The sequence below is a fragment of the Nesterenkonia suensis genome (assembly GCF_054782935.1).
In genome coordinates this window covers 237,172-258,606 of sequence record NZ_BAAGRN010000001.1, presented here as the reverse complement: position 1 = coordinate 258,606, position 21,435 = coordinate 237,172, and the positions used below count along the sequence as shown (strand labels likewise).

The window sequence follows — 21,435 nt, the reverse complement described above, 5'->3', positions numbered from 1 at the left end:
ACCAGCAGAGGGAGACCGATGTTCCTGACCATCACCCCGAATCCAGCACTGGATCTGACGTATCGGATCGATCGGCTGCAGTCCGGGTCTACCCACCGAGTACCGCAGGTGAGCCGTCGGGCGGGCGGCAAGGGACTCAACGTCAGCTCGGTCCTCGCCGCCCTCGACAGCCGGAGCCTGGCGCTACTTCCTCTCGGAGGCGCCGCAGGCGACGAACTCATGTGCGACCTCCACCACCGGGAGGTCCCGGCAGAGGTGATCCCGCTGTCCGGCAGCACACGGCAGACCCTCGCCGTCGTGGAGTCGGACGGATCCACCACGAACTTCTCCGAAGCCGGTCCCCTGGTCGATGCCTCGGAGTGGAACTTGCTCGTCCGTGCTGCAGCTCGGCGCAGCAGGCATGCCTGCGCCGTCGTGATCTCAGGGAGCCTGCCCCCGGGTGTGTCCGGCACCGATCTGGGCCACCTGATCCAAGCGGTCCGGGGGCAGTCCCAGGTCGTGGTGGACACATCCGGCGAGAACCTGCTCCACGCGGCCCACGCCCGTGCTGACCTGCTCGCACCGAACCTGGACGAGCTCGCCGACTGCCTCCCCGGCTCCGGTCCCCTCCTCAACGCTCGTGAGCTGATCCGGCGCGGAGCAGGCGCGGTCCTGGTGTCACGCGGGCGCCAGGGCTTCCTCCACGTGACCGCCGATGCAGTGACGCACCAGCCTGCGGTGCCGGGCATCGCAGGGAACACCACTGGAGCTGGGGACGCGGCACTGGCGGCCTATCTGCATCGACGATGTCAGCTCGAGACCGACATCCCTGAAGCGCTCGCCGCCGCAGCGGCTGCCGGAGCCAGCGCCGTCCTCGAGCCCGTGGCCGGTGTGATCTCACCAACGACCTTTCGCACGCTTCTCGACACCGTACCGACCTCGACGCCGGGAGACTTCTGATGCCCCACCAACACATCCGCACACACCTGGAGCACGCGACAGCCGCAGGAACGGCCCTGCTGGCGTTCAATGTGGTGCTTCTGGAGACGGCCGAAGCTCTCGTGACCGCGGCGGAGGAGGCCAGGCGCCCCGTGATCCTCCAGATCAGTCAGAACTGTGTGCGCTACCACGGGTCGCTGGCACCGATCGGAGCTGCCACGGTGGAGCTTGCGAGGCAGGCGCGGGTGCCTGTGTCAGTCCATCTGGACCACGCTGATGACACCGATCTCATCCGTGAAGCAGTCGATCTCGGGTTCGACTCCGTCATGTATGACGGCTCTGCCCTCGGGGACCGGATGAACTCATCGATGACAGCCGGGATCGTCACCGCATGCCACACTGCAGGAGTCTCGGTGGAGGCCGAACTCGGCGAGATCGGGGGGAAGGACGGGGTCCACTCCCCCACCGCGCGCACAGATCCCCGCGCGGCTCGAGACTTCGTCGCCTCCACGGGAGTGGACTCCCTGGCCGTCGCGGTCGGCAGCTCCCATGCGATGCTCACCCGCGAGGCTCAGCTCGACTTCGATCTCATCGCTCGCCTGGCCGACGCGGTACCCGTGCCGCTGGTGCTCCACGGGTCCTCCGGTGTTCGTGAGACCGATCTGAAGTCCGCCATCGCCGCCGGGATACGGAAGATCAACATCTCCACACATCTCAACAGGATCTTCACTCAGGCGCTGCGCGCCCACCTTGCTGATCAGCCTGCTCTGCATGACCCCCGGAAGTATGTCCTTCCAGGCCGGGAGGCCGTCACGGCCGAGGCAGCTCGGATGCTGAGGGAGATCGAGCCGCCCGCAGGTCTCGTGCCTGCTGCTGCAGCACCGTCGGGGTCAGACTGGGATCACACGTAGAGGACCTGGATTCCGGCATCAACGAGGTACTGCACATTCGCGGGATTCGCTCCCGTGTCAGTCACCACGATGTCCACGTCAGCGACCTGGCAGATGCGGACGAATCCGCGCTGACCCAGTTTGGTGCTGTCGACCACCACAACTACGAGCTGGGCGTTCTTCACGAACGCCCCATTGACGCGTGCTTCCTGCTCGTCACGGGCGCTGATCCCGAAATCTGGTTCGATGCCGTCAGCGCCGATGAAGGCGAGATCAAGCGTCAGCGCATCCACGGTGTCCTCCGCGAACGGTCCAACCAGTTCGTACGTCTGGGGACGGGCCACCCCACCAGTCATCAAGAGCTTGACGTGCGGCCGCACTGAGAGCTCATAGGCGATGTTCACCGCATTCGTCACCATTGTGAGGGCCGGGCTGCTGTCGGGAGACAGCAGGTCAGCACGGGCTCCCAAGGCGCGTGCTACCTCGATCGTCGTAGTGCCGCCGTTGACCCCAACTACCATGCCCGGCGTGACTAGCCCCGCAGCCCGCTGACCGATCCGCTGCTTCTCTGCGGCTCGTTGGCCCGTCCGATATCTCAGCGGCAACTCGTACGAGACACTGTCATGGGACACGGCACCGCCGCGGGTACGTCGAATCAGTTGCTGTTCGGCGAGATGATCCAGATCTCGCCGAACGGTGGCCACAGATACTCCCATTTCCTCCGCGATGTCAGTCACGTCCACCGATCCTCGCGCAGCAACCAGCTCCATGATCCCGTGGAGGCGGTCATATCGTTTCACTGCACGAGCCTCCATCCGGGAGCGAGCCTGACATCACGATTGGACACTATCAGGGTCCCCTCAGCTCGTGACTGAGGCGATCCTCGCGAGAGCACCGGCCTCAGCATTCGATGACGTTGACCGCCAGCCCACCCTGGGCCGTCTCCTTGTACTTCGAGGACATATCCGCACCCGTCTCACGCATCGTCACGATCACCTCGTCAAGACTGACCCGGTGCGAACCGTCCCCCATCAGCGCCATCCGCGCCGCATTGACCGCCTTGGTGGCCGCGATCGCATTACGCTCGATGCACGGCACCTGCACCAGACCTGAGATAGGATCACAGGTCAACCCCAAGTTGTGCTCCATCGCGATCTCGGCAGCGTTCTCCACCTGCTCCGGGCTCCCCCCGAGCACCTCACACAGCCCAGCAGCCGCCATCGAGGACGCCGATCCCACTTCTCCCTGGCAGCCGACCTCCGCACCAGAGATCGAGGCCTGCTCCTTATACAGCACCCCGATCGCGGAGGCAGTGAGCAGATACCGCACCACGATCTCATCGCGCTCTTCCCGCGCGGCATAGCTCCCACCGGGCCCGTAATGGGTCGCATAGAAGCCCACCGCAGGGATGATCCCGGCCGCCCCATTGGTCGGGGCAGTGACCACCCGCCCGCCAGAGGCGTTCTCCTCATTCACGGCCAACGCCACCAGGTTCACCCACTCCTGCCAGTAGGCGTGGGAACGCTCAGGATCCTTCTCCGTCAGCTGAGCATGCCAGTCAGGCGCACGACGTCGGACCTTCAGACCCCCGGGCAGGACACCTAGCCGACCCAGCGCAGAGTTCTTGCACTCCTCCATGACCTCCCAGATGTGCAGCACCCCGGCACGGACCTGATCCTCACTGCGGACGGCAGTCTCATTGGCCATCATCACCTCAGAGACCGACAGCCCGGCATCCCGGCAATGGTCCATCAGCTCCGCGGCCGTGGTGAACGGGTACGGCACCGCAGCCTGGGCCGAGGTCGCCGACTCCACCGCCTCACCCAGAGAGGCGGCCTCCGCCTCCGCGGCGGTGACCACGAACCCTCCCCCGATGGAGAAGTACGTCTGCTCGGCCAGGACGCCGCCGTCGTCGTCGAGGGCTGTGATGGCCATTCCGTTGCTGTGCTGCGGCAGGAAGGTCAGGGGCCTCAGCACCAGATCCTCGGTACGCAGCGCGACGTCACGACGTCGCCCCACCTGCTCGGCCACCCGGACCGTCCCGGTGGCGCGCATATCGGCCAGCCGGTCATCGACCTGACGGGGAAGGATCTCCTCCGCGTCCCAGCCCTCCAGGCCCAGCAGCACGGCGTCGAAGGTACCGTGGCCCTGCCCGGTGGCGGCCAGGGAACCATAGAGATCCACCCGGACCTCCGCGAGCCCGCCCAGGCCCTCCCCCGCAGGCAGCTCCTCGACCACGAACCGCCGCGCAGCCCGCATCGGCCCCACCGTATGCGAGGACGAGGGACCGATCCCCACACTGAACAGATCAAACACACTGATCGCCATGACGGATCACTTCTCCCTGCGGTAGAAGGGCAGCTGGACGACTTCGAAGGGCTGCGCCTTACCGCGCACATCGACGTCCAGCCGCGTGCCAGGTTCGCTGAAGGCCACGTCCACATAGGCCATCGCGATCGGGCGGCCCAGGGTCGGGCTGGGCTGACCAGAGGTCACCTCGCCGACCTGCTGACCGGTGCGCTCCCCCTCCGCGGCGAGGACCGGATAGCCCGTCCGTCCGGCACGGCGCCCGAGGCCCTTCAGCCCGACGAGCCGCTGCCCCGTGGTCTTCCCGCGGCCCTCCGCCTTCGCCTGCTCCAGAGCGGCGCGGCCCACGAAATCCTCCTCCTTGGCGAACGAGACCACGGGCAGTCCCACCTCGAAGCTGACCCGCTCGGTGGAGAGCTCGTTGCCGTAGAGCGGCATGCCGGCCTCCAGGCGCAGCGAATCGCGGCAGGCCAGTCCACAGGGGGCGAGCCCGTACTCCTCGCCTCGGCTGAGCAGCGCCCGCCACAGGGCACCGGCCTTGTCGTCGCGCAGGAACATCTCGAAGCCGTCCTCGCCGGTGTACCCGGTGCGGGCCAGCAGGATCTCCTCGCCGCCGATCGTCACGGTGTCCGCCGCGTAGTAGGGCAGGTTCTCCACGATGGTGGTCTCGTCCAGGCGCACCAGGGAGGAGACTATGGCCTCCGCGTTCGGCCCCTGGACGGCGATGAGGCTGATCGCCTCGGATTCGTCCCAGACGTCGACGTCGAAGCCGGTCGCACGTTCGGCCATCGCAGCATAGACGGTCTCCCGGTTGCCGGCGTTGGGGACGATCAGATATTCGTCCTCGGTGATGCGGTAGCCGATGAGGTCGTCGAGGATGCCGCCGTCGGGCGCGCAGATCAGCGAGTACTTGGCCTTGCCGACCTTCACCGTGGCCAGGTTCCCCACCAACGCGGTGTTCAGGTAGGTGGCGGCGTCGGGGCCGGCCACGCGGATCTCTCCCATATGGGAGAGGTCGAAGAGTCCGGCGGTCTCCCGCACCGCCCGGTGTTCGGTGAGCTCGGAGGTGTACTTCAGGGGCATGCGCCAGCCGCCGAAGTCGGTGAAGCTGGCGCCGAGCGCCTCATGCTCCGCGGCCAGGGCGGTCTCGCGCAGCTGGGAGCCCGCCGACGTCGTCGTCTGTTGCGGGATGGTCTCAGTCATGGAAGGTCTCCTGATCAGTTCATCGTCCTGCGGTGAGAGATCGTCCCTGAATCCAACGACGATCTCTCACCGAGAGACGATCTGTGCGGGTGCATCGGTGTCAGCGGCCGTCAGCTGATCTCGAACGCCTCCGGCGGCGGGCAGCTGCACACCAGGTTGCGGTCCCCGTGGGCGCCGTCGATGCGGCTCACCGGCGGGAAGTACTTGTCCTGCAGCACACCGGACACCGGGAAGGCCCCCTGCTGCCGGGGGTAGGCGCGGTCCCACTCGTCCGAGGCGACGACGGCGGCCGGGTGCGGAGCGTGCCGCAGCGGCGAGTCGTCGGCGCTCAGCTCGCCGCTGATGACCTGCTGGATCTCAGCGTGGATGGCGATCATCGCCTCGATGAACCGGTCGATCTCCGCCAGATCCTCTGACTCCGTGGGCTCCACCATCAAGGTCCCATTGACCGGGAAGGCCAGCGTCGGGGCGTGGAAGCCGTAGTCGATGAGCCGTTTGCACACGTCTTCGGCGGTGATCCCGGAACGCTTGGTCAGCTCACGCAGGTCCAGGATGCACTCGTGGGCCACCAGGTCCCCCTCGCCCGTGTAGAGGGTCGGGAAGTGCTCCGCCAGGCGCCGGGAGATGTAGTTCGCACTCAGCAGGGCGTGGGCGGTGGCGCTGGTCAGTCCCTCGGCGCCCATCATCGCGAGATACGCCCAAGAGATGGGCAGCACCCCTGCCGAGCCGTAGGGGGTGGAGGTCACCGGGGCGCCGCCGCGGCTGGCGGCGTCGGTGCCGGCGCCGTTGCCCCCGGCCCCGCCCACCGCGGTGCTGGGCAGGAAAGGCTTGAGGTGCTCGGCCACGCCCACCGGACCGACACCGGGACCGCCGCCGCCGTGCGGGATGCAGAAGGTCTTGTGCAGGTTCAGGTGGCTGACGTCCCCGCCGAACTCCCCCGGCTCGGCGAGGCCGACCAGCGCATTGAGGTTGGCGCCGTCCACATAGACCTGGCCGCCGGCCTCGTGCACGGTGCGGCAGACCTCCCGGACGTCGGCCTCGTAGACCCCGTGGGTGGAGGGGTAGGTGAGCATGATCGCGGCGATCCGGTCCGGATGTTGGGCGATCTTCGCCTGCAGGTCGGACATCTCGATGGTGCCGTCCTCCGCGGTGGCGACGACGGCCACCTGCAGTCCGGCCAGCACGGCCGAGGAGGCGTTGGTCCCGTGCGCGGAGGCAGGGATGAGACAGATGTCCCTGTCGGCGTCGCCATGGGCCAGGTGGTACTGCCGGATCGCCAGCAGCCCGGCGTACTCCCCCTGGGAGCCCGCGTTGGGCTGGATCGAGACGGCGGCATAGCCGGTCACCGCGGTCAGCTTCGCCTCCAGGTCCTCGATGAGCGCCCGCCACCCGGCGGCCTGCTCGGCCGGTGCGTAGGGGTGGATGCCGGCGAACTCGGGCCAAGAGATGGCCTCCATCTCCGTGGCGGCGTTGAGCTTCATGGTGCAGGAGCCCAGCGGGATCATGGTGCGGTCCAGAGCCAGGTCCCGGTCGGCGAGCTTCCGCAGATACCGCATCATCTGCGTCTCCGAGCGGACCTCGTGGAAGATCGGGTGGGTCATGAACTCGCTGGTGCGGCGCAGCGACTCGGGGAACGCCGTGCCGTCGCCGGAAGTGCTGGCCGCAGAGCCGTCCACAGAGCCGACCGCAGAGCCGACCGACGCGCCTTCTGAGGCCTCCGTCGGAGCACCGAAGGCCCGCAGCACTGCGTCCACATGCGCCGCGGTCGTGGTCTCGTCCACGCTGATGCCCACCGTGGTCTCGTCCACCCGGCGCAGGTTGATCCCGGCCTCCTCCGCGGCGAACATCACGTGCTCGGCCTCGGCCTCGAGGTCCAGGCTGACCTGCACAGTGTCGAAGAAGGACGCACTGACCAGCCGACGTCGGCCGGCCTGCAGCCCGGCGGCCAGGGCCCGGGCGTGGCCGTGGACGCGTGCGGCGATGCGGCGCAGCCCCTCGGGGCCGTGGTAGACGCCGTACATGGAGGCCGCCACGGCCAGCAGCGCCTGAGCGGTGCAGATGTTGGAGGTCGCCTTCTCCCGGCGGATGTGCTGCTCGCGGGTCTGCAGGGCCAGCCGGTAGGCGGGGCGACCCTCGGCGTCGTGGGAGACGCCCACCAGCCGGCCGGGCAGCTGACGCTGCAGGCCGGAGCGGACGGCCATGTAGGCGGCGTGCGGACCCCCGAAGAACAGCGGCACCCCGAAGCGCTGGGAGCTGCCGACGGCGATGTCGGCGCCCTGTTCGCCGGGCGAGGTGATCAGGGTCAGGGCCAGCAGATCGGCGGCCACGGTGACCATCGCCCCGCGCTCCTTGGCCTCGGTGATCAGCGCGGTGTGGTCGACGACGGCGCCGGAGTCGCCGGGCTGCTGGACCACCACGCCGCACAGCTCACCTGCGGGCAGGCCCTCGGCGGCCAGGTCGATGATCTGCACGTCGATGCCCAGTGCCTCGGCGCGGCCGGTGACGACCTCACGGGTCTGCGGGAACGTGTCGGCGTCGAGGACGATGATCCCGGAGGCCTTCTTCTTGTTCGTCCGGCGCATCAGCAGGATCGCCTCCGCGACGGCGGAGGCCTCGTCCAGCAGGGAGGCGTTGGCGATGTCCAGGCCGGTCAGGTCGGCCACCATGGTCTGGAAGTTCAGCAGCGCCTCCAACCGCCCCTGGGAGATCTCCGGCTGGTACGGCGTGTACGCGGTGTACCAGGCCGGGTTCTCCAGCACGTTGCGCAGGATCACCTGCGGAGTGTGGGTGCCGTAGAAGCCCTGCCCGATCATCTGAGTCTTCACGGTGTTCCGTCGGGCATAATCGCGCAGCGCCTCCAGAGCTTCGGCCTCGGAAAGGGCGGCGGGCAGCTGCAGCGGACGAGCCTGGCGGATGGAGTCGGGGACGGCGGCGTCGACCAGCTCGGCCAGGGACCGGTGCCCCAAGGCGTCCAGCATGGTCTCGGCAGCCTCGGTGGTGGGGCCGATGTGCCGGGAGGCGAAGCCCTCCGGTACGGAGAAGGCGGGGCTGACGCCGCCGTCGGGGCTGAGAGTGCTGGTCATCGGGGAGGATTCCTTCCGGAACGTACAGGGGTGGACAGGGTCACGTCCCTCCCCGAGCTCTGTAGGAAACCTGAGAGTTTGACCTGCTCTCCGAGGCGAGGAGTCGCCGTCGGACGCGGGCTTGCACCGTGGGTGAGGAACCGCCGTCGCGGCCGGATCCTGCGGCCGGGCGTCGGGGTCCTGCTTTCCAGAGTCGCCACCCCTGCACGGTACGGGTGCCTGAGAGATTCCTGGGGAGGATGTTGCTCCTTCGGCGCCGACGCCGCCCACCATGAGAGGGGCGGTCTCCGGACTCTCCCACACAGGGGACATGGCGTATTCAGTTGACTTGTGGCCCATCGTACCTGGCGCCTCGGGTGAGGTTCACTCCCCTGCGGCTGACCCGGGGACCACGGTTCAGGTGGAACGGGCCTCGCGCTCCTGCTTGGCCACGAGTCGGGCGTCGAGGATCACCAGCACGGTCACCACGGCGAATCCGGCCACCGCCAGTCCGACGATCGGCAGCAGGTCTCCCGTCGGGGCGAGCAGACCGCGGTCGGCATCCTGCCAGGGCCACAACGTGCGCAGTGCGCCGAGCATCACCCCGGCCAGCACCACCATGGTGATGCGGTGGCGGTGCTCCAGCAGCCACTGGAGCAGCTTCACCAGGACGATCACCCCGATGACCATCCCTGTGGCGAAGAGCGCGAGGTACCCGAGATCCCGTTCCTCCACTGCGCGCAGCGTGGGCTCGTAGAGGCCGAAGGTCAGCAGCAGGAAGGAGCCGGAGAGCCCCGGGAGCAGCAGGGCGGAGACGGCGACGGCGGCGGCCGGGACGATGGTCACCGGGCTCGCCTCCACGGCGGTGGGTGGCACCGAGACCAGCCAGAAGGTCACGGCGGCGGCCACCAGTCCGGCGGTCAGGTGACGCCAGCTCATCACCCGCAGGCTCCACCGGCGACGGTATCCCGCCCGCTCGGTTCCCGCCCTCTCCGCACCGCTGGTGTGCAGCGCCATGCGCAGCGGCACAGCGATGGAGGCCAGCACCATGCCGAAGAAGGCCGCACGGGTGGCCTCAGGATGGTTCTCCACGGCGTCGGCCATGGGCCCGGCGATGGTGAACACCGCCAGCGCCATGCCGATCAGCACCGGGATCACCAGCTTCCAGCGCACGGCGGCCAGGTGCTCGCGCGTCCCGGCCACGCGTTCGGGGCCGGTGAGGAGACGGCGTCCGGCCGAGACGACGTGTGAGGCCGAGTCGATCAGCTGCGCATAGATGCCGACGACGAGTGCGACTGTGCCGCCCGAGACCCCGGGGACGGTCTCCACGGTGCCGATCAGTGCGCCGCGGATGAGGTCCCCCACCATGGTGGTGCGACGCTGCTCCGGCGTGTCGACGACGGGGTCCGAGGCGTCGGCGGAGGAGTGCCCGGGGGGCTCTGCGGCAGAGGGGCTGGATGACATGGATAACTCGACTTTCAGGCCTGAGACTGTGGCGCCGGGCCTGTCAGCCAGGTCACGCGACACGGATCACTCAACCCTGAGGCCCCCTGCCAGGAGACAACTGGCCTGGGGCTCCCCGGGATGCGCCACGACAGCGGACTGCCCGTCACGCCCGGTGCGGACGGCGGAGCCAGTCTACGCCGTCGACCCGGCGTCTCCCGGCGAGGACGACCACCTGCGCGCAACCGGAGCGCGGCGGCGCTCGAGCCACCCGTGGCACGGGAGAAGAGGAGACGACGATGAGTCCCCAGACCATCGGGTTCGCGATCGTGCTGCTGGCGGCGATCATGCTGCTCGGCAAGCACCTTCGCGTGGAGGTTCCGTTCATCCAGAAGCTGCTGCTGCCGAGCTGCATCATCGCCGGGCCCTCGGCCTGATCCTCGACCCGGAAGTGATCGGACGGCTCGCCGAGCCGCTGGGCATCGACTGGCTCGCCGACGGCGAACTGTTCACCGCAGACATCGTGGAGGCCTGGAGCACGCGGCCCGGGCTGCTCCATCCATTCTGTAAGCGCTTCCACATCCTCTTGCGATGTGGATCACATTCACGCTATCTTCAACAGAGAGACGTCGACTCGACGCGGTCGCCGACAGTTCGGCGACGACGCGGCTCTTCCGATTCCCGGCGGAATGAGACGCCACCACCTTGGAGATAGCAGAGATGACGACGACACAGAGTACGGCAGAACCTGTGCCGCACTCGCTTTGGAAGCGTTTGCGGAAACAGGCGCTCAGATCAGTCGGAGCACTCGGGCTGGCCGGAGCGATGCTCGCACCCGCCACGATGCCCGCAGCCACCGCCTTCGACGGCGGGCCCCCGGCCTCCGACAACGCGGCCGATCATGCCGGTGCCCGCGGCGCGGAGAACGCCTCGCCGAACTCCGCGCACCACACCGACCGCCTCCCCGAGGTCCGCACCGGGGCCACGGGGGCCGCTGACGAGCACAAGGAGACCACCGCAGTCCTGTTCCAGTGGACGTGGAACAGCATCGCCCGTGAATGCCGTGACACCCTCGGCCCGGCCGGCTACGGCTATGTGCAGACCTCACCGGCCCAGGAGCACATCCACGGTGAGCCGTGGTGGACCCACTACCAGCCGGTGAGCTACCAGATCGAATCTCGACTGGGTACCCGCGAGGAGTTCGCGGACATGGTCTCCACCTGCAACGACGCCGGGGTGAAGGTCATCGCCGACGTCGTCATCAACCACATGACGGGACAGGACGAAGGTGTGGGCTGGGCCGGCAGCGAGTTCACCCACACAAACTATCCCGGGACCTACTCGTCCGACGACTTCCACGATCACGGCTGCGAAGTGCAGGACTACACCAACCGCTGGGAGGTCCAGGAGTGCGACCTGCTCGGCCTGGCGGATCTGAAGACCAGCGCCGACTACGTCCAGGCCAGGATCGCTGAACACCTCGAAGACCTGATCAGCCTCGGCGTCGAGGGCTTCCGCATCGATGCGGTCAAGCACATCTCCGCCGATGACCTCACCGGCATCCTGGACCGCGTGGACCTGACCGACATCTACGTGGTGTCCGAGGTCATCCGCGGCGGCGGCGAGCCGATCCAGCCCGAGGAGTACCAGCACCTGGGCGACGTCCACGAGTTCACCTGGGGCCGGAAGCTCAAGGAGGCCTTCGACGGCGGCGACATCCACTGGCTGCTCTCCGGCGAGGGCATCGGTGAGACCTGGGACGGCTTCATCGCCGACAAGCACGCCGGCACCTTCGTGGACAACCACGACACCGAACGCAACGGCGAGACCCTGAGCTATAAGGACGGGGACACCTACCGCCTGGCCCAGGCCTTCACGCTGGCCTGGCCCTACGGCATGCCCGCCGTGCACTCCGGCTACTCGTTCAGCGACTACGACGCCGGCCCCGTGCAGCACGAGGACGGTCGGATCCGCGACGCCGTCTGCGGCGAGGAGAACTGGACCTGCGTCCACGCCCAGACCGAGGTGGCCAACATGGTCGGGTTCCGCAACGCCGTCGGAGACGCTCCGGTGACCGACACCTGGACCAACGACTCCCACGCCCTGGCCTTCGGACGGGACGACAAGGGCTTCCTGGTGGCCAACCGGGGCCCGAACAGCGTGCAGCACACCTGGCAGACCTCCCTGCCGGCCGGCGAGTACTGCAACGTCTACACCGGTTCCGCCACCTCCGAGGGTTGCTCCGGGGAGACCGTGACCGTGGCGGCCGACGGCACCTTCAGCGCCCACGTGGGCCCGGACTCCGCCGTGGCCCTGCACGTGGGCGCCACCCCGGCCAGCGGCGACGGCGACGACGACGGTTCGACCCCTCCGGAGGATCGCGAGCTGTCCCTGTTCTACGCCACCGACTGGGAGACCCCGCACGTCCACTACCAGGTGGGCGAGGGCGAATGGACCGAGGCGCCGGGCGAAGCACTGACCGAGGTCTGCGAGGGCTGGGCCCACACCGAGATCGACCTCGGCACCGCCCGCACCATCACCGCGGCGTTCAATGACGGCGGCGACACCTGGGACAACAACGACGGTGAGGACTACACGATCGGCTCCGGCATCATCCAGGTCTCCGACGGGCAACTCGCCGAGGGCGACCCCTGCGAGGCCCAGCCCGCCCCGGGCGAGGACCCCGACCTGACCGTGTACTACGAGACGGGCTGGGAGAACCCGCGCATCCACTACCAGGTGGGCGACGGCGGCTGGACGGACGTTCCGGGCGTCGCGATGGCCGAGGCCTGCGAGGGCTGGTTCCGCACAGACATCCAGCTGGACAACGCCGACGGCATCACCGCAGCCTTCAACGACGGCGCGGGGAACTGGGACAACAACGACCACCAGGACTACAGTATCGCCGCCGGCGAGCAGCAGGTCTCAGGCGGCGAAGTCACCGCCGGAAACCCCTGCTGAGAGACTGCCCGGTCTGAGCTGAGCGCCGGACCGGAGCACGAGAACTCACGCGTGCCGAGCCTTTCGGCCGCGTGAGCCGGGAGCGGGCGGCGTCGGGATCACCGGCGCCGCCCTGCCCATGCCTGGGGACCTGACCATCCGGTGGCCGACAGTGTCGACCTCCGGTCCCCCGGCACACTGTCGCTAGAGTGATCGCGTGACGCTTTTCGTGAACGCCCGAGTGATCCCCTCGGCCCGCATCGGTGAGGCCCGCGGCGACGCCGTGCTGGTCCGTGGCGAACGCGTGGCCGCCGTCGGACAGACCACCCGGCTGCATCCCGATCTCGCCGCCGACGAGGAGGTCATCGACCTGCAGGGCGCGGTGGTGCTGCCCGGATTCGTGGACTCCCACGTCCACACCGGGCTCTACGCCCGCGGCTTCTTCTCCGCCGACCTGCGGGACTGCACCTCTCTGGAGGCCGCCCTGCAGCGAGTCGCGACCCACCTGCGAGACCGGGTGGAGGCCGCCAAGGCCGAGGGCACCTGGCCGCAGCAGCCCCAATGGATCTTCGGACAGGCCTGGGACCACAACGTCTGGGAGGTCCCGCAGGTGCCGGACCGCCGAGCGCTCGACTCCGTCACCGGCGGCTTCCCCACCGCGTTGCATTCCACCGACGCCCACACCTGGTGGGTCAATACCGCCGCCCTGGAGGCCCTGAGGCTGGACGCCTCCACGCCGGACCCGGTAGGCGGAAGCTTCGACCGCGACGTCGACGGGCAGCTCACCGGCATCCTGCGGGAGTCTGCCGGGCGGGCGGTGGACCAGATCCTGGCCTCCGGTGCCGCTGGAGACCTCACGGCCCAGCTGGAGCACGCCCAGCGGCAGCTCTGGGCCCAGGGGCTGGTCGGTGTGCACGACTTCGACGGCGAGGACGTCCGTGCCGGATTCGCCGCCCTGCACGCGACGGGTCGGTTGAGGATGCGGGTCACCAAGGCAGTCCTCGCCCCTGACCTGGACGTTGCGCTGACCGAAGGGCGCTACACCGGCTCCGGCGACGCCTGGCTGCGCACCGGACCGGTGAAGATCTTCTCAGACGGCGCCCTGGGCTCCCACACGTGCCTGATGCATGAGCCGCTGGCAGGTTCTGAGCACGGGCACGGGGTCGCGGTGACCGAGGAGGCCGGGCTGCGCGACCTGCTGGTCCGGTCCGCGAGCGCCGGGCTGGCCGTGGCCACCCACGCGATCGGGGACCGCGCCAATGAGCTGGTCCTGGACGCGTACCAGTGGCTGGCGGAGCAGGTGAGTTCCGGCGTCGTGCCCTCCTCCCCGCTGGTGCACCGGGTGGAGCACGCCCAGCATCTCGCAGTGGAGGATGTGCGGCGCTTCGCGGCACTGGGTGTGGTGCCGTCGATGCAGCCGCCGCATGCCACCGCGGACTTCGAGCTGGCCGAGCGCCTGATGGGTGACCGGCCGCTGGCCTCCTACGCCTGGCGGTCCCTGATCGACGCCGGGGCCACGCTCGCCTTCGGCTCGGATGCGCCGGTGGAGCCGCCGTCGCCGCTGGGCGGAATCCACGCGGCGGTCACCCGCCAGAGGCCGGACGGCAGGCCCGAGGGCGGTTGGCAGCCTGAGGAACGCCTCAGCGTGGGCGAGGCGATCGCCGGCTTCACCACCGGGGCCGCCCATGCCGCCGGGATGGGGCACCTGACCGGGGAGGTCCGCCCCGGGATGCTCGCCGACTTCACCGTGCTGCGGGAGGATCCGTTCGCCGTCGCGCCCTCCGATCTGCCGCACATCCCGGTGGCCGGGGTGATCACCGGCGGACGCGTGCGCCACTGGGCGTGACGCCCCCCCTCCCCACTCATGACGTTGCTTCCGCGGTTTGGGCCCTTTTGAGCCCGATTCCGGCATCATAAGGGCCCAAACCGCGGAGGCAGCTCGGGAGGTACGAGATCAGGTCTGCTCCTCGGCGAAGGTGCCGTCGTTCTCCCCTCGGAAGAAGTCACGGCCGTAGATGACCAGGCACAGCAGGATCCCGACGCCGAGCCCCCAGGCCGCACCGAGCAGGGCCGGGGCGCCGGCGGTCACTCCGGCGGTCACTCCGGCGATCCCCAGGTCGCGCTGGCTGCGGGCCTCCATGATGCCGATCCGCACGCTCACGTAGGCCTGGACCAGCAGGGTCAACGCCATCGCGACGTCGGTGCCGTCGTCCATGCCGCCGAGCAGGCGGAGGCCCGCGGGGAGCCGGTGGCCCTGACCGCCCTGGTGGCCGCGTTGATCGACCATGACGCGGCGCGGGGCACCGAGCTGCTGCGCACCGCGGCGACCTATTTCGAGACGGACCGGCGCATCGACCGGACCGCTGAGTCCCTGTTCCTCCACCGCAGCACTGTCAAGCAGCGGCTGCAGTCCATCCGCCGGATCCTCGGGGACGGGTGGGACCGGGCGCCGCGCAGCCTGGACGTGCACCTGGCGGCGCGAGTCTGGAGTCTGACGCACGGACCGAAGACGGGCGTCGGCTGAGTGCGGCGCCCCCGTGCGCAGACAGAACCGATTCAGGCCGACGTTTCCCGAGGCAGCGTGAGCGCGTAATCCTCCTTATAGGTCTCCAGATGAAACCAGGTCTCGCTCCTCACCACTCCCGGCAGGTCCTTCAGCGCCTCCATCCGGGCCGTCAGCCCGGAGGGCTCTCCCGAGTTCAGGGTCGCGACGATGTCGAAGCGCCCGATGGTCCGGGCGGCGAACTCCAGCTCTGGACAGGCTCGCAGCGCGTCGACCACGTCTGCGTCAGCGCCTGTGACTTTGATACCTAGGCCGATCTTGAGACGACCGCTGGCAGTGCCATGCGCCACGACAGCCCCGACCGTGACGATCCGCGACCGGAGCAGGCGGTTCACCCGTTTTCGCACAGCAGATTCGGACAGCTGAACACGCTCTGCCATCGAACGGCAACTCTGTCGGCCGTCCTCACGGAGCAGTTCGATCAGGTGCAGATCCAGGTCGTCGACGTCACGCGCTCCGACGTACCCGGAGATGAACACCCCCGCGACGACGTCAACGTAGAGGACCGCATCCACACCAGCGACCTCGGGAAACGAGCGGATCCAGCTCAACGTGCTGTGCAACGTCGTGAGATCCCGCGTACGCACCTCAACGATCACGTCCTGGTCCCCTGTCACAGCTGAGACGAGGGGGACATCGGCCCGCGCGCAGAGCTGTTCGATGAGACTACCGAGCCTCCCCCCGCCGGTGATCGACACGTGAGCCATCATCCGCTCTCCCAAGAACGCCGGGTCAGCGGCCGCAACGATCCGTATCCGACCTTCAGAGATCAGCGCACGGATGCGCGCCGCCACGATGTTCCTCGGCTGCCCCAACTCCCGGGCCAGCCCCGTGGCGCTCCTCCGCCCGTCCTTCTGCAAGGACCGTATGAGCCTCTCATCCAGCTCCGCGGTCAACTCCGCCTCCCGTCCGTCCCGTGGCCCGGCGCCTCATACGTGCCGACGCCAGCGCCCTCGAGCACATTCCGACAAATTGATGGTGATGCACGTCACTGCCTACATATTCGTCGCCTGGTCACTGATATGTCACGAGATACATCCGATCTCCCCCAGAAGGAGTCCACTTCAGTCATATGCCGAGAGTATCTCGATCGAGATGCTCTTTGCCGCACTCCTCTGACCTCAGTACATTCGGCTCAACTCCCGACGCGAGCCAGTCTCCCGTCACTCACCGACACCATCTGATCCACTCGAGGAAGAAGAACCCCACATGCGACGACTCATCACCCCGGAGCCGCCGTCTCCTCTCGAGGAGCCACCGATGATCATCACCGCCCGCAGTATCCGCACGATGGACCCCGACCTGCCGACTGCCACGGCGTTGGTCCTCCACGGCGGCAGGATCACCTGGGTCGGCGACGCGGAGCACGCTGATGAGGTCGCCCGTCGTCACTGCCGAGGCGCTCAGCTCCCGGACTCCCATGGCTTCGACGACGCCGTCATCGTGCCGGGATTCGTCGATCCTCACGCCCACCCGCTCATGTACGGCCAGATGCTCGGGTGGGTCGACTGCGGCCCCTCCGCCGCTCGCTCCATTCCAGAGATCCTGAGCCTGCTTCAGGCCACCGCCGCGGAGCAGCCGCCGGAGAACCCCGTGCGCGGATACGGCTACGAGCAGAAGAATCTCGTGGAGGGCCGTCATCCCACTCGAGACGAGTTGGACCTGGTGGCCACTGACCGCCCCGTCTACCTGATGAATGCCTCCGGCCACGGAGGAGTGGTCAACAGCTGGCTGTTGGAGGCCTGCGGCATCGACGACTCGACCCCCGATCCCCCCGGAGGGACATTCTTCCGCGACCCCTACGGACGCCTGACCGGCGAAGTCTCCGATGCTGCCTGCAATGCCCTCACCGGCATCGACGGCGTCAAGATCGGGAACCACGGGCCGAACTTCCACCTCGCGGACTCTCCGGAGCAGCATCTCGCCCAGTTCCATGAGGCTCAGCAGCAGTTCCTGCGGCGCGGCGTCACCACGATCGGCGACGCCCAAGTGTCGCGGAGGGAGTTCGAGACGTATCTCCGGGCGGCCGAGGGTGGAACTCTGCTCACCCGCCTGAACCTATACCTGCTCTCCCATCTGCTCGACAACGCTCTGGAGATCGGCCTGACGGCAGCATTCGGCACGGCACACCTGACCGTCACGGGGGTGAAGCTCTACGCTGACGGCACCCTGGGCGGCTCCACCGCATACTTCCCCGAAGGGTATGCCGATGACCCTTGCCGACATGGCCAGCTCTACCATTCCCCCGAGGAATACACGGCACTGGTCTCACGAGCCCACGCTGCCGGGCTGCAGACCGCCACCCACGCACAGTCTCCGGCAGCACTGGCCATGGTGCTCCAAGCTATTCGCGAAGCACAGGAGGAGTTCCCCCGCGCGGATCCTCGGCACCGCATCGAACACTGCGGCCTGCCCACCGCTGAGCAGATCGACCAGATGGCCTCCCTGGGCATCATCCCGGTGAATCAGACGCAGCACTACTACAACTGGGGCGACGGACTGCTGCAGACCGTCGGCCCCGACGCCGCACGGTTCAATCCGCTGGGCGAGTTCCAGGCCGCAGGTGTCCCCTACGCCCTGAGTTCAGACGCACCGGTGGCCGCGCCTGATCCCCTGGCTGCCATCGAGACGGCCGTAACTCGTCAGACCAGATCCGGCGCCGTCCATGGTTCACAGGATCTGAGGGTCGACGTCGCCGACGCTCTGGAGGCACACACGATCCGCGCTGCACACGCTGTGGGCCGAGAATCCGACCTGGGCTCTCTCAAGCCGGGCAAGCGCGCAGACTTCGTCGTCCTCGACGCAGATCCGCTGACCGCTCCCGAATCCCGCATCGCCACCATCGAGGTTCGTCAGACCTGGATCGACGGCCGCCCCGTCTGGAAGGACCTGTCATGACCGGCACCCATCGTCCACAGAATTCCGCTGCTCAGAATCTGCCTCCCGTGGAGCACCACGACCCGCGCCAGGCTCGCAAGGCCGGCTTGGCCGCGTTCGTCGGCACGACGATCGAATGGTTCGACTTCTACATCTATGCGACAGCCGCCGCTCTGGTGTTCGGCCACGTCTTCTTCCCGGAGACGGAGCGCTGGATCGGCATCCTCGCCGCCTTCGCCACCTACGCCGTCGGGTTCTTCTTCCGGCCCCTGGGAGGTGTCATCTTCGGGCACGTCGGGGACAAGTTCGGCCGACGACCGGCTCTGGTGATGACGCTCGTCCTCATGGGCGGGGCCACCTTCCTGGTCGGCCTGCTCCCCACCCATGCGCAGATCGGGGCCTGGGCGGCCGTGCTCCTCGTCATCCTGCGTGCATTGCAGGGCATCGCCGTCGGAGGCGAATGGGGCGGAGCCGTCCTGATGTCGGTCGAGCATGCACCGCCGAAGTGGAAGACCTTCTACGGAGGCTTCCCGCAGCTGGGGAACCCGGCCGGCGCCATGCTCGCCACCGGTGCCTTCAGCCTGATCTCCCTCGCAGGCGACGATTTCCTCCTCGAGGGCGGCTGGCGCATCCCCTTCATCGCCTCCATCGTGCTCGTCGCCGTGGGGTTCTGGATCCGCTGGCGGGTCGAGGAGTCTCCCGTGTTCAAGGACCAGGTCTCCGATGCCCCGAAACCTGCAGGGAGCTCCCGCTCCGAGAACGATCAGCCGAAGGACAGCGCTCCGGTGCTGCTCGCTCTGCGACGGAACTGGCTCGTGATGCTCATCGGCATCGGCGCCATCCCTGTGGCGACTGGGGGCTACTACCTGACGACGACCTTCGCCCAGGCCTATGCCACCGACCCTGAAGTGGGCGTGCCGACCTATGTGATCCTGAACGCGATGACCCTCGCGTCATTCCTGGAGCTGCTGGTGACCCTTCCACTGGCCGCACTGGGCGACAAGATCGGGCGGAAGGTCACGATCTGTCTGGGCATCATCGGTACCCTGGTGCTGGTCGCCCCGCTGTTCCTCTCCTTCTCCTCCGGAAACGTGCTGCTGATCTTCCTCATGGTCGGCGTCGTGCGCATCACGATGGCGATGACGTACGCCCCGATGGCCACGTTCCTCTCCCAACTCTTCGTGCCGCTCGCCCGGTACACCAGCGTGTCCCTGTGCTACGGCGTCGGGGCCGCCATCTATGGGGGCCTCGCACCGGTGACGGCGAGCTTCCTCTACGGGCAGACGGGAACCATCTGGTCCGTCATCGCGCTCTTCTTCGTCTTCGGGGCGCTCAACGTCGCCTGCGTCGCGATCGCTCCTCAACTCATCGATGAGGCCGTGAGGGAAAGGATCGATCATGCCGACACGCAGCCACGCTGACATCGCAGCCGACACCCGGCGCTGCCCTGATCTCCCGCCCGCGACAGGAGCCTCCGCCCTGGCAGCAGCCCTGGCCTCCCACGGCACCGAGCTCATCTTCGGGATCCCCGGGACGCATAACCTGGAGATCTATCGAGAGCTGACGAACCACGGGATCCGGCCGGTGACGTTCCGTCACGAACAGGGAGCCGGCTACGCCGCAGACGGTTACCACCTGATCTCTGGCCGGCCGGGTGTCGTCGTGACCACCTCGGGACCGTCGTTCATCAATGTGCTCTCCGCCGCCGCCACCGCCTTCGCCGAGTCCCGTCCGATGCTTCTCATCTCCCCGGGGATGCCAGGTGGCACCGAAGGACAGGATCTCGGCCGCCTCCACGAGACCAAGGACGCCTCCGGCGCTGCGCACCGGCTGCTCGAATGGTCACGCCGAGTCAGTTCGGCCGACGAGGTGACCCAGGCGGTCGCCGACGCATTCGAGCTCTTCGCCACTGGGCGTCCCCGCCCGGTCCACCTCGAGATTCCGCTCGACATCCTCGAAGGACCCTGGTCGGGCCGCATCCCCGCACTTCGAGAACACCCAGTCCGCCACCCGACGGAGGACTCCATCGGACGCGCCGCAGATCTGCTCCGCGCTGCACGTGAACCGCTGATCATCGCCGGCGGCGGGGCCAGAGGTGCAGCAGGACCCCTTCGGCGGGTCGCTGAAGCCTTCTGTGCTCCTGTGGTCACCACTGCCAACGGGAAGGGGACGGTGCCGGAGGACCATCCGCTCAGCCTGGGGGCGAACATCCGTCTGTCCTGCATCCAGGAGGCATCGCACACAGCAGACGTGCTGCTGGTCGTGGGCTCCGAACTGGGAGATTCTGACCTGTGGGGAGGATCCGTAGGCGCGACATCACCCGACGTCGACCAGCAGGTGATCAGGGTTGACGTCGCCTCGGCGCAGCTGCACAAGAACCTGCCCGCTGATGTGGCCCTCCTCGGTGATGCCCGAGCGGCTCTGGAAGACCTGCTCGACGTCGTCGTGTCCTCTGAGCATGACCCCTCAGATTCCTTCGATCCGCCCTCCCCCGCCCGTGTGGATGATCTGCGTGCGGCCGTGCAGACCGAGTTCGACCTGAATGACGACCTCGCACGGATCACCCGCGTGATCCAAACGGCCGCCGGTGACGACGTCGTGATCGCCGGGGACTCCTCCCAGATCACGTATGGAGGAACCGTCCACGCTCTCGTGGCGAGGACTCCGGACCAGCTCCTCTACATGCCGGGTCACGCCACCCTGGGGTACGGGATCCCTGCCGCTGTCGGGGCGAAGCTCGCCTCCACGGCCAGACCTGTCGTGGCCCTCGTCGGAGACGGTGCCGCCATGTTCTCCATCCAGGAGATCATGACCGCCGTGGAGCTGGAGCTCCCGGTGGTCTTCGTCATCACGGACAACGGCGGATACCGGGAGATCGAAGAACAGATGGTCGAACGTGGCGTCGCACCCACTGGCGTCCGGCTTGCCCGACCAGACTTCGCCGCACTGGGTCGGGCGATGGGCGCCCAGGGCCTCACAGTGTCGACGGCGTCTCCCGACTGGGAGCAGAACCTCCACGTCGCGGTGCGAGACGGATCGGCCCAACAGATCCCGACAGTGATCGGGCTGATCCAGTGACGACGTAGAAATGCCTCCGTGATTTGGGCCCTTATGACGGGAGATTCTGGTCGCGGATTCTAGGGGTCGTCGCAACAGCCTGATCATTCAGGAGTTGCGATGGTTTCCCGGAAACCTGGACTGAGTCGTCCATACACCGAGCAGGAGAAGGCGG

16 protein-coding genes and 1 riboswitch are annotated in these 21,435 nt (G+C 68.0%); of the genes, 9 read left to right on the top strand and 7 right to left on the bottom strand.

What is annotated here, in order from left to right; genetic code table 11:
• The first annotated feature begins 18 nt into the window (after window positions 1–18).
• Window positions 19–939, top strand: coding sequence for a 1-phosphofructokinase family hexose kinase (locus tag ACYVKI_RS01105; protein ID WP_460688505.1), 921 nt, complete (start codon window positions 19–21; stop codon window positions 937–939).
• Window positions 939–1,829, top strand: a complete 891-nt coding sequence (locus ACYVKI_RS01100; protein WP_460688504.1) for a class II fructose-bisphosphate aldolase — start codon at window positions 939–941, stop codon at window positions 1,827–1,829. Before ACYVKI_RS01105 ends, ACYVKI_RS01100 begins: the two co-directional genes overlap by 1 nt.
• Here ACYVKI_RS01100 and ACYVKI_RS01095 read toward each other — a convergent pair.
• The 5 genes from ACYVKI_RS01095 to ACYVKI_RS01075 form a co-directional block, all read right to left on the bottom strand.
• Window positions 1,820–2,623, bottom strand: a complete 804-nt coding sequence (locus ACYVKI_RS01095) for a DeoR/GlpR family DNA-binding transcription regulator (RefSeq protein ID WP_460688503.1) — start codon at window positions 2,621–2,623, stop codon at window positions 1,820–1,822. The two genes, ACYVKI_RS01100 and ACYVKI_RS01095, sit on opposite strands and share 10 nt — an antisense overlap.
• An 85-nt stretch (window positions 2,624–2,708) precedes the next feature.
• On the bottom strand, window positions 2,709–4,136 hold the full coding sequence (locus ACYVKI_RS01090; RefSeq protein WP_460688502.1) for an L-serine ammonia-lyase: 1,428 nt from the start codon (window positions 4,134–4,136) through the stop codon (window positions 2,709–2,711).
• Window positions 4,137–4,142: 6 nt separating this feature from the next.
• Complete coding sequence (gcvT, locus tag ACYVKI_RS01085) at window positions 4,143–5,318, bottom strand: glycine cleavage system aminomethyltransferase GcvT (RefSeq protein ID WP_460688501.1); 1,176 nt, start codon at window positions 5,316–5,318, stop codon at window positions 4,143–4,145.
• Between the two features lie 110 nt (window positions 5,319–5,428).
• Window positions 5,429–8,401 (bottom strand): aminomethyl-transferring glycine dehydrogenase, encoded by a 2,973-nt coding sequence (gene gcvP, locus ACYVKI_RS01080; protein ID WP_460688500.1) that lies wholly within the window; start codon window positions 8,399–8,401, stop codon window positions 5,429–5,431.
• A 197-nt stretch (window positions 8,402–8,598) separates the two neighbouring features.
• A riboswitch (glycine riboswitch) is annotated at window positions 8,599–8,711 on the bottom strand.
• 86 nt (window positions 8,712–8,797) lie between these two features.
• Window positions 8,798–9,844, bottom strand: a complete 1,047-nt coding sequence (locus tag ACYVKI_RS01075; protein ID WP_460688499.1) for a DUF368 domain-containing protein — start codon at window positions 9,842–9,844, stop codon at window positions 8,798–8,800.
• A 278-nt stretch (window positions 9,845–10,122) separates the two neighbouring features.
• Here ACYVKI_RS01075 and ACYVKI_RS01070 point away from each other — a divergent pair, with 278 nt between their 5' ends.
• The 3 genes from ACYVKI_RS01070 (at window position 10,123) to ACYVKI_RS01060 (ending at window position 14,609) form a co-directional block, all read left to right on the top strand.
• Window positions 10,123–10,260: a hypothetical protein gene (locus ACYVKI_RS01070; RefSeq protein ID WP_460688498.1), complete on the top strand. Its 138-nt coding sequence runs from the start codon at window positions 10,123–10,125 to the stop codon at window positions 10,258–10,260.
• A gap of 406 nt (window positions 10,261–10,666) precedes the next feature.
• Window positions 10,667–12,784 (top strand): carbohydrate binding domain-containing protein, encoded by a 2,118-nt coding sequence (locus ACYVKI_RS01065; RefSeq protein ID WP_460688497.1) that lies wholly within the window; start codon window positions 10,667–10,669, stop codon window positions 12,782–12,784.
• Between the two features lie 196 nt (window positions 12,785–12,980).
• Complete coding sequence (locus ACYVKI_RS01060) at window positions 12,981–14,609, top strand: amidohydrolase (protein WP_460688496.1); 1,629 nt, start codon at window positions 12,981–12,983, stop codon at window positions 14,607–14,609.
• A gap of 108 nt (window positions 14,610–14,717) precedes the next feature.
• Here ACYVKI_RS01060 and ACYVKI_RS01055 read toward each other — a convergent pair whose 3' ends face one another.
• Window positions 14,718–14,978 carry a hypothetical protein gene (locus ACYVKI_RS01055; protein ID WP_460688495.1) on the bottom strand — a complete coding sequence of 87 codons (261 nt, stop codon included), beginning with the start codon at window positions 14,976–14,978 and terminating at the stop codon, window positions 14,718–14,720.
• A 33-nt stretch (window positions 14,979–15,011) separates the two neighbouring features.
• Between ACYVKI_RS01055 and ACYVKI_RS01050 the strand changes: the two genes are divergently transcribed.
• Window positions 15,012–15,287 carry a helix-turn-helix domain-containing protein gene (locus tag ACYVKI_RS01050; protein WP_460688494.1) on the top strand — a complete coding sequence of 92 codons (276 nt, stop codon included), beginning with the start codon at window positions 15,012–15,014 and terminating at the stop codon, window positions 15,285–15,287.
• Between the two features lie 32 nt (window positions 15,288–15,319).
• Here ACYVKI_RS01050 and ACYVKI_RS01045 read toward each other — a convergent pair whose 3' ends face one another.
• Window positions 15,320–16,222, bottom strand: coding sequence for an Lrp/AsnC family transcriptional regulator (locus ACYVKI_RS01045; RefSeq protein ID WP_460688493.1), 903 nt, complete (start codon window positions 16,220–16,222; stop codon window positions 15,320–15,322).
• Window positions 16,223–16,586: 364 nt separating this feature from the next.
• Here ACYVKI_RS01045 and ACYVKI_RS01040 point away from each other — a divergent pair, with 364 nt between their 5' ends.
• From ACYVKI_RS01040 to ACYVKI_RS01030, 3 genes are read left to right on the top strand one after another with little or no spacing between them, the layout of a single operon-like run.
• Window positions 16,587–18,224: an amidohydrolase gene (locus ACYVKI_RS01040; RefSeq protein ID WP_460688492.1), complete on the top strand. Its 1,638-nt coding sequence runs from the start codon at window positions 16,587–16,589 to the stop codon at window positions 18,222–18,224.
• Between the two features lie 47 nt (window positions 18,225–18,271).
• Window positions 18,272–19,624 (top strand): MFS transporter, encoded by a 1,353-nt coding sequence (locus ACYVKI_RS01035; protein WP_460688491.1) that lies wholly within the window; start codon window positions 18,272–18,274, stop codon window positions 19,622–19,624.
• Window positions 19,602–21,281, top strand: coding sequence for a thiamine pyrophosphate-binding protein (locus ACYVKI_RS01030; protein ID WP_460688490.1), 1,680 nt, complete (start codon window positions 19,602–19,604; stop codon window positions 21,279–21,281). The genes ACYVKI_RS01035 and ACYVKI_RS01030 overlap by 23 nt, the downstream gene beginning before the upstream one ends.
• The last annotated feature ends 154 nt before the right edge of the window (window positions 21,282–21,435 follow it).

Bases quoted from the DNA above. Each gene is read 5' to 3' on its own strand.
- ACYVKI_RS01105 (WP_460688505.1), top strand. From the start codon at position 19: ATGTTCCTGACCATCACCCCGAATCCAGCACTGGATCTGACGTATCGG.
- ACYVKI_RS01100 (WP_460688504.1), top strand. From the start codon at position 939: ATGCCCCACCAACACATCCGCACACACCTGGAGCACGCGACAGCCGCA.
- ACYVKI_RS01095 (WP_460688503.1), bottom strand. From the start codon at position 2,623: ATGGAGGCTCGTGCAGTGAAACGATATGACCGCCTCCACGGGATCATG.
- ACYVKI_RS01090 (WP_460688502.1), bottom strand. From the start codon at position 4,136: ATGGCGATCAGTGTGTTTGATCTGTTCAGTGTGGGGATCGGTCCCTCG.
- gcvT (WP_460688501.1), bottom strand. From the start codon at position 5,318: ATGACTGAGACCATCCCGCAACAGACGACGACGTCGGCGGGCTCCCAG.
- gcvP (WP_460688500.1), bottom strand. From the start codon at position 8,401: ATGACCAGCACTCTCAGCCCCGACGGCGGCGTCAGCCCCGCCTTCTCC.
- ACYVKI_RS01075 (WP_460688499.1), bottom strand. From the start codon at position 9,844: ATGTCATCCAGCCCCTCTGCCGCAGAGCCCCCCGGGCACTCCTCCGCC.
- ACYVKI_RS01070 (WP_460688498.1), top strand. From the start codon at position 10,123: ATGAGTCCCCAGACCATCGGGTTCGCGATCGTGCTGCTGGCGGCGATC.
- ACYVKI_RS01065 (WP_460688497.1), top strand. From the start codon at position 10,667: ATGCCCGCAGCCACCGCCTTCGACGGCGGGCCCCCGGCCTCCGACAAC.
- ACYVKI_RS01055 (WP_460688495.1), bottom strand. From the start codon at position 14,978: ATGGACGACGGCACCGACGTCGCGATGGCGTTGACCCTGCTGGTCCAG.
- ACYVKI_RS01040 (WP_460688492.1), top strand. From the start codon at position 16,587: ATGATCATCACCGCCCGCAGTATCCGCACGATGGACCCCGACCTGCCG.
- ACYVKI_RS01030 (WP_460688490.1), top strand. From the start codon at position 19,602: ATGCCGACACGCAGCCACGCTGACATCGCAGCCGACACCCGGCGCTGC.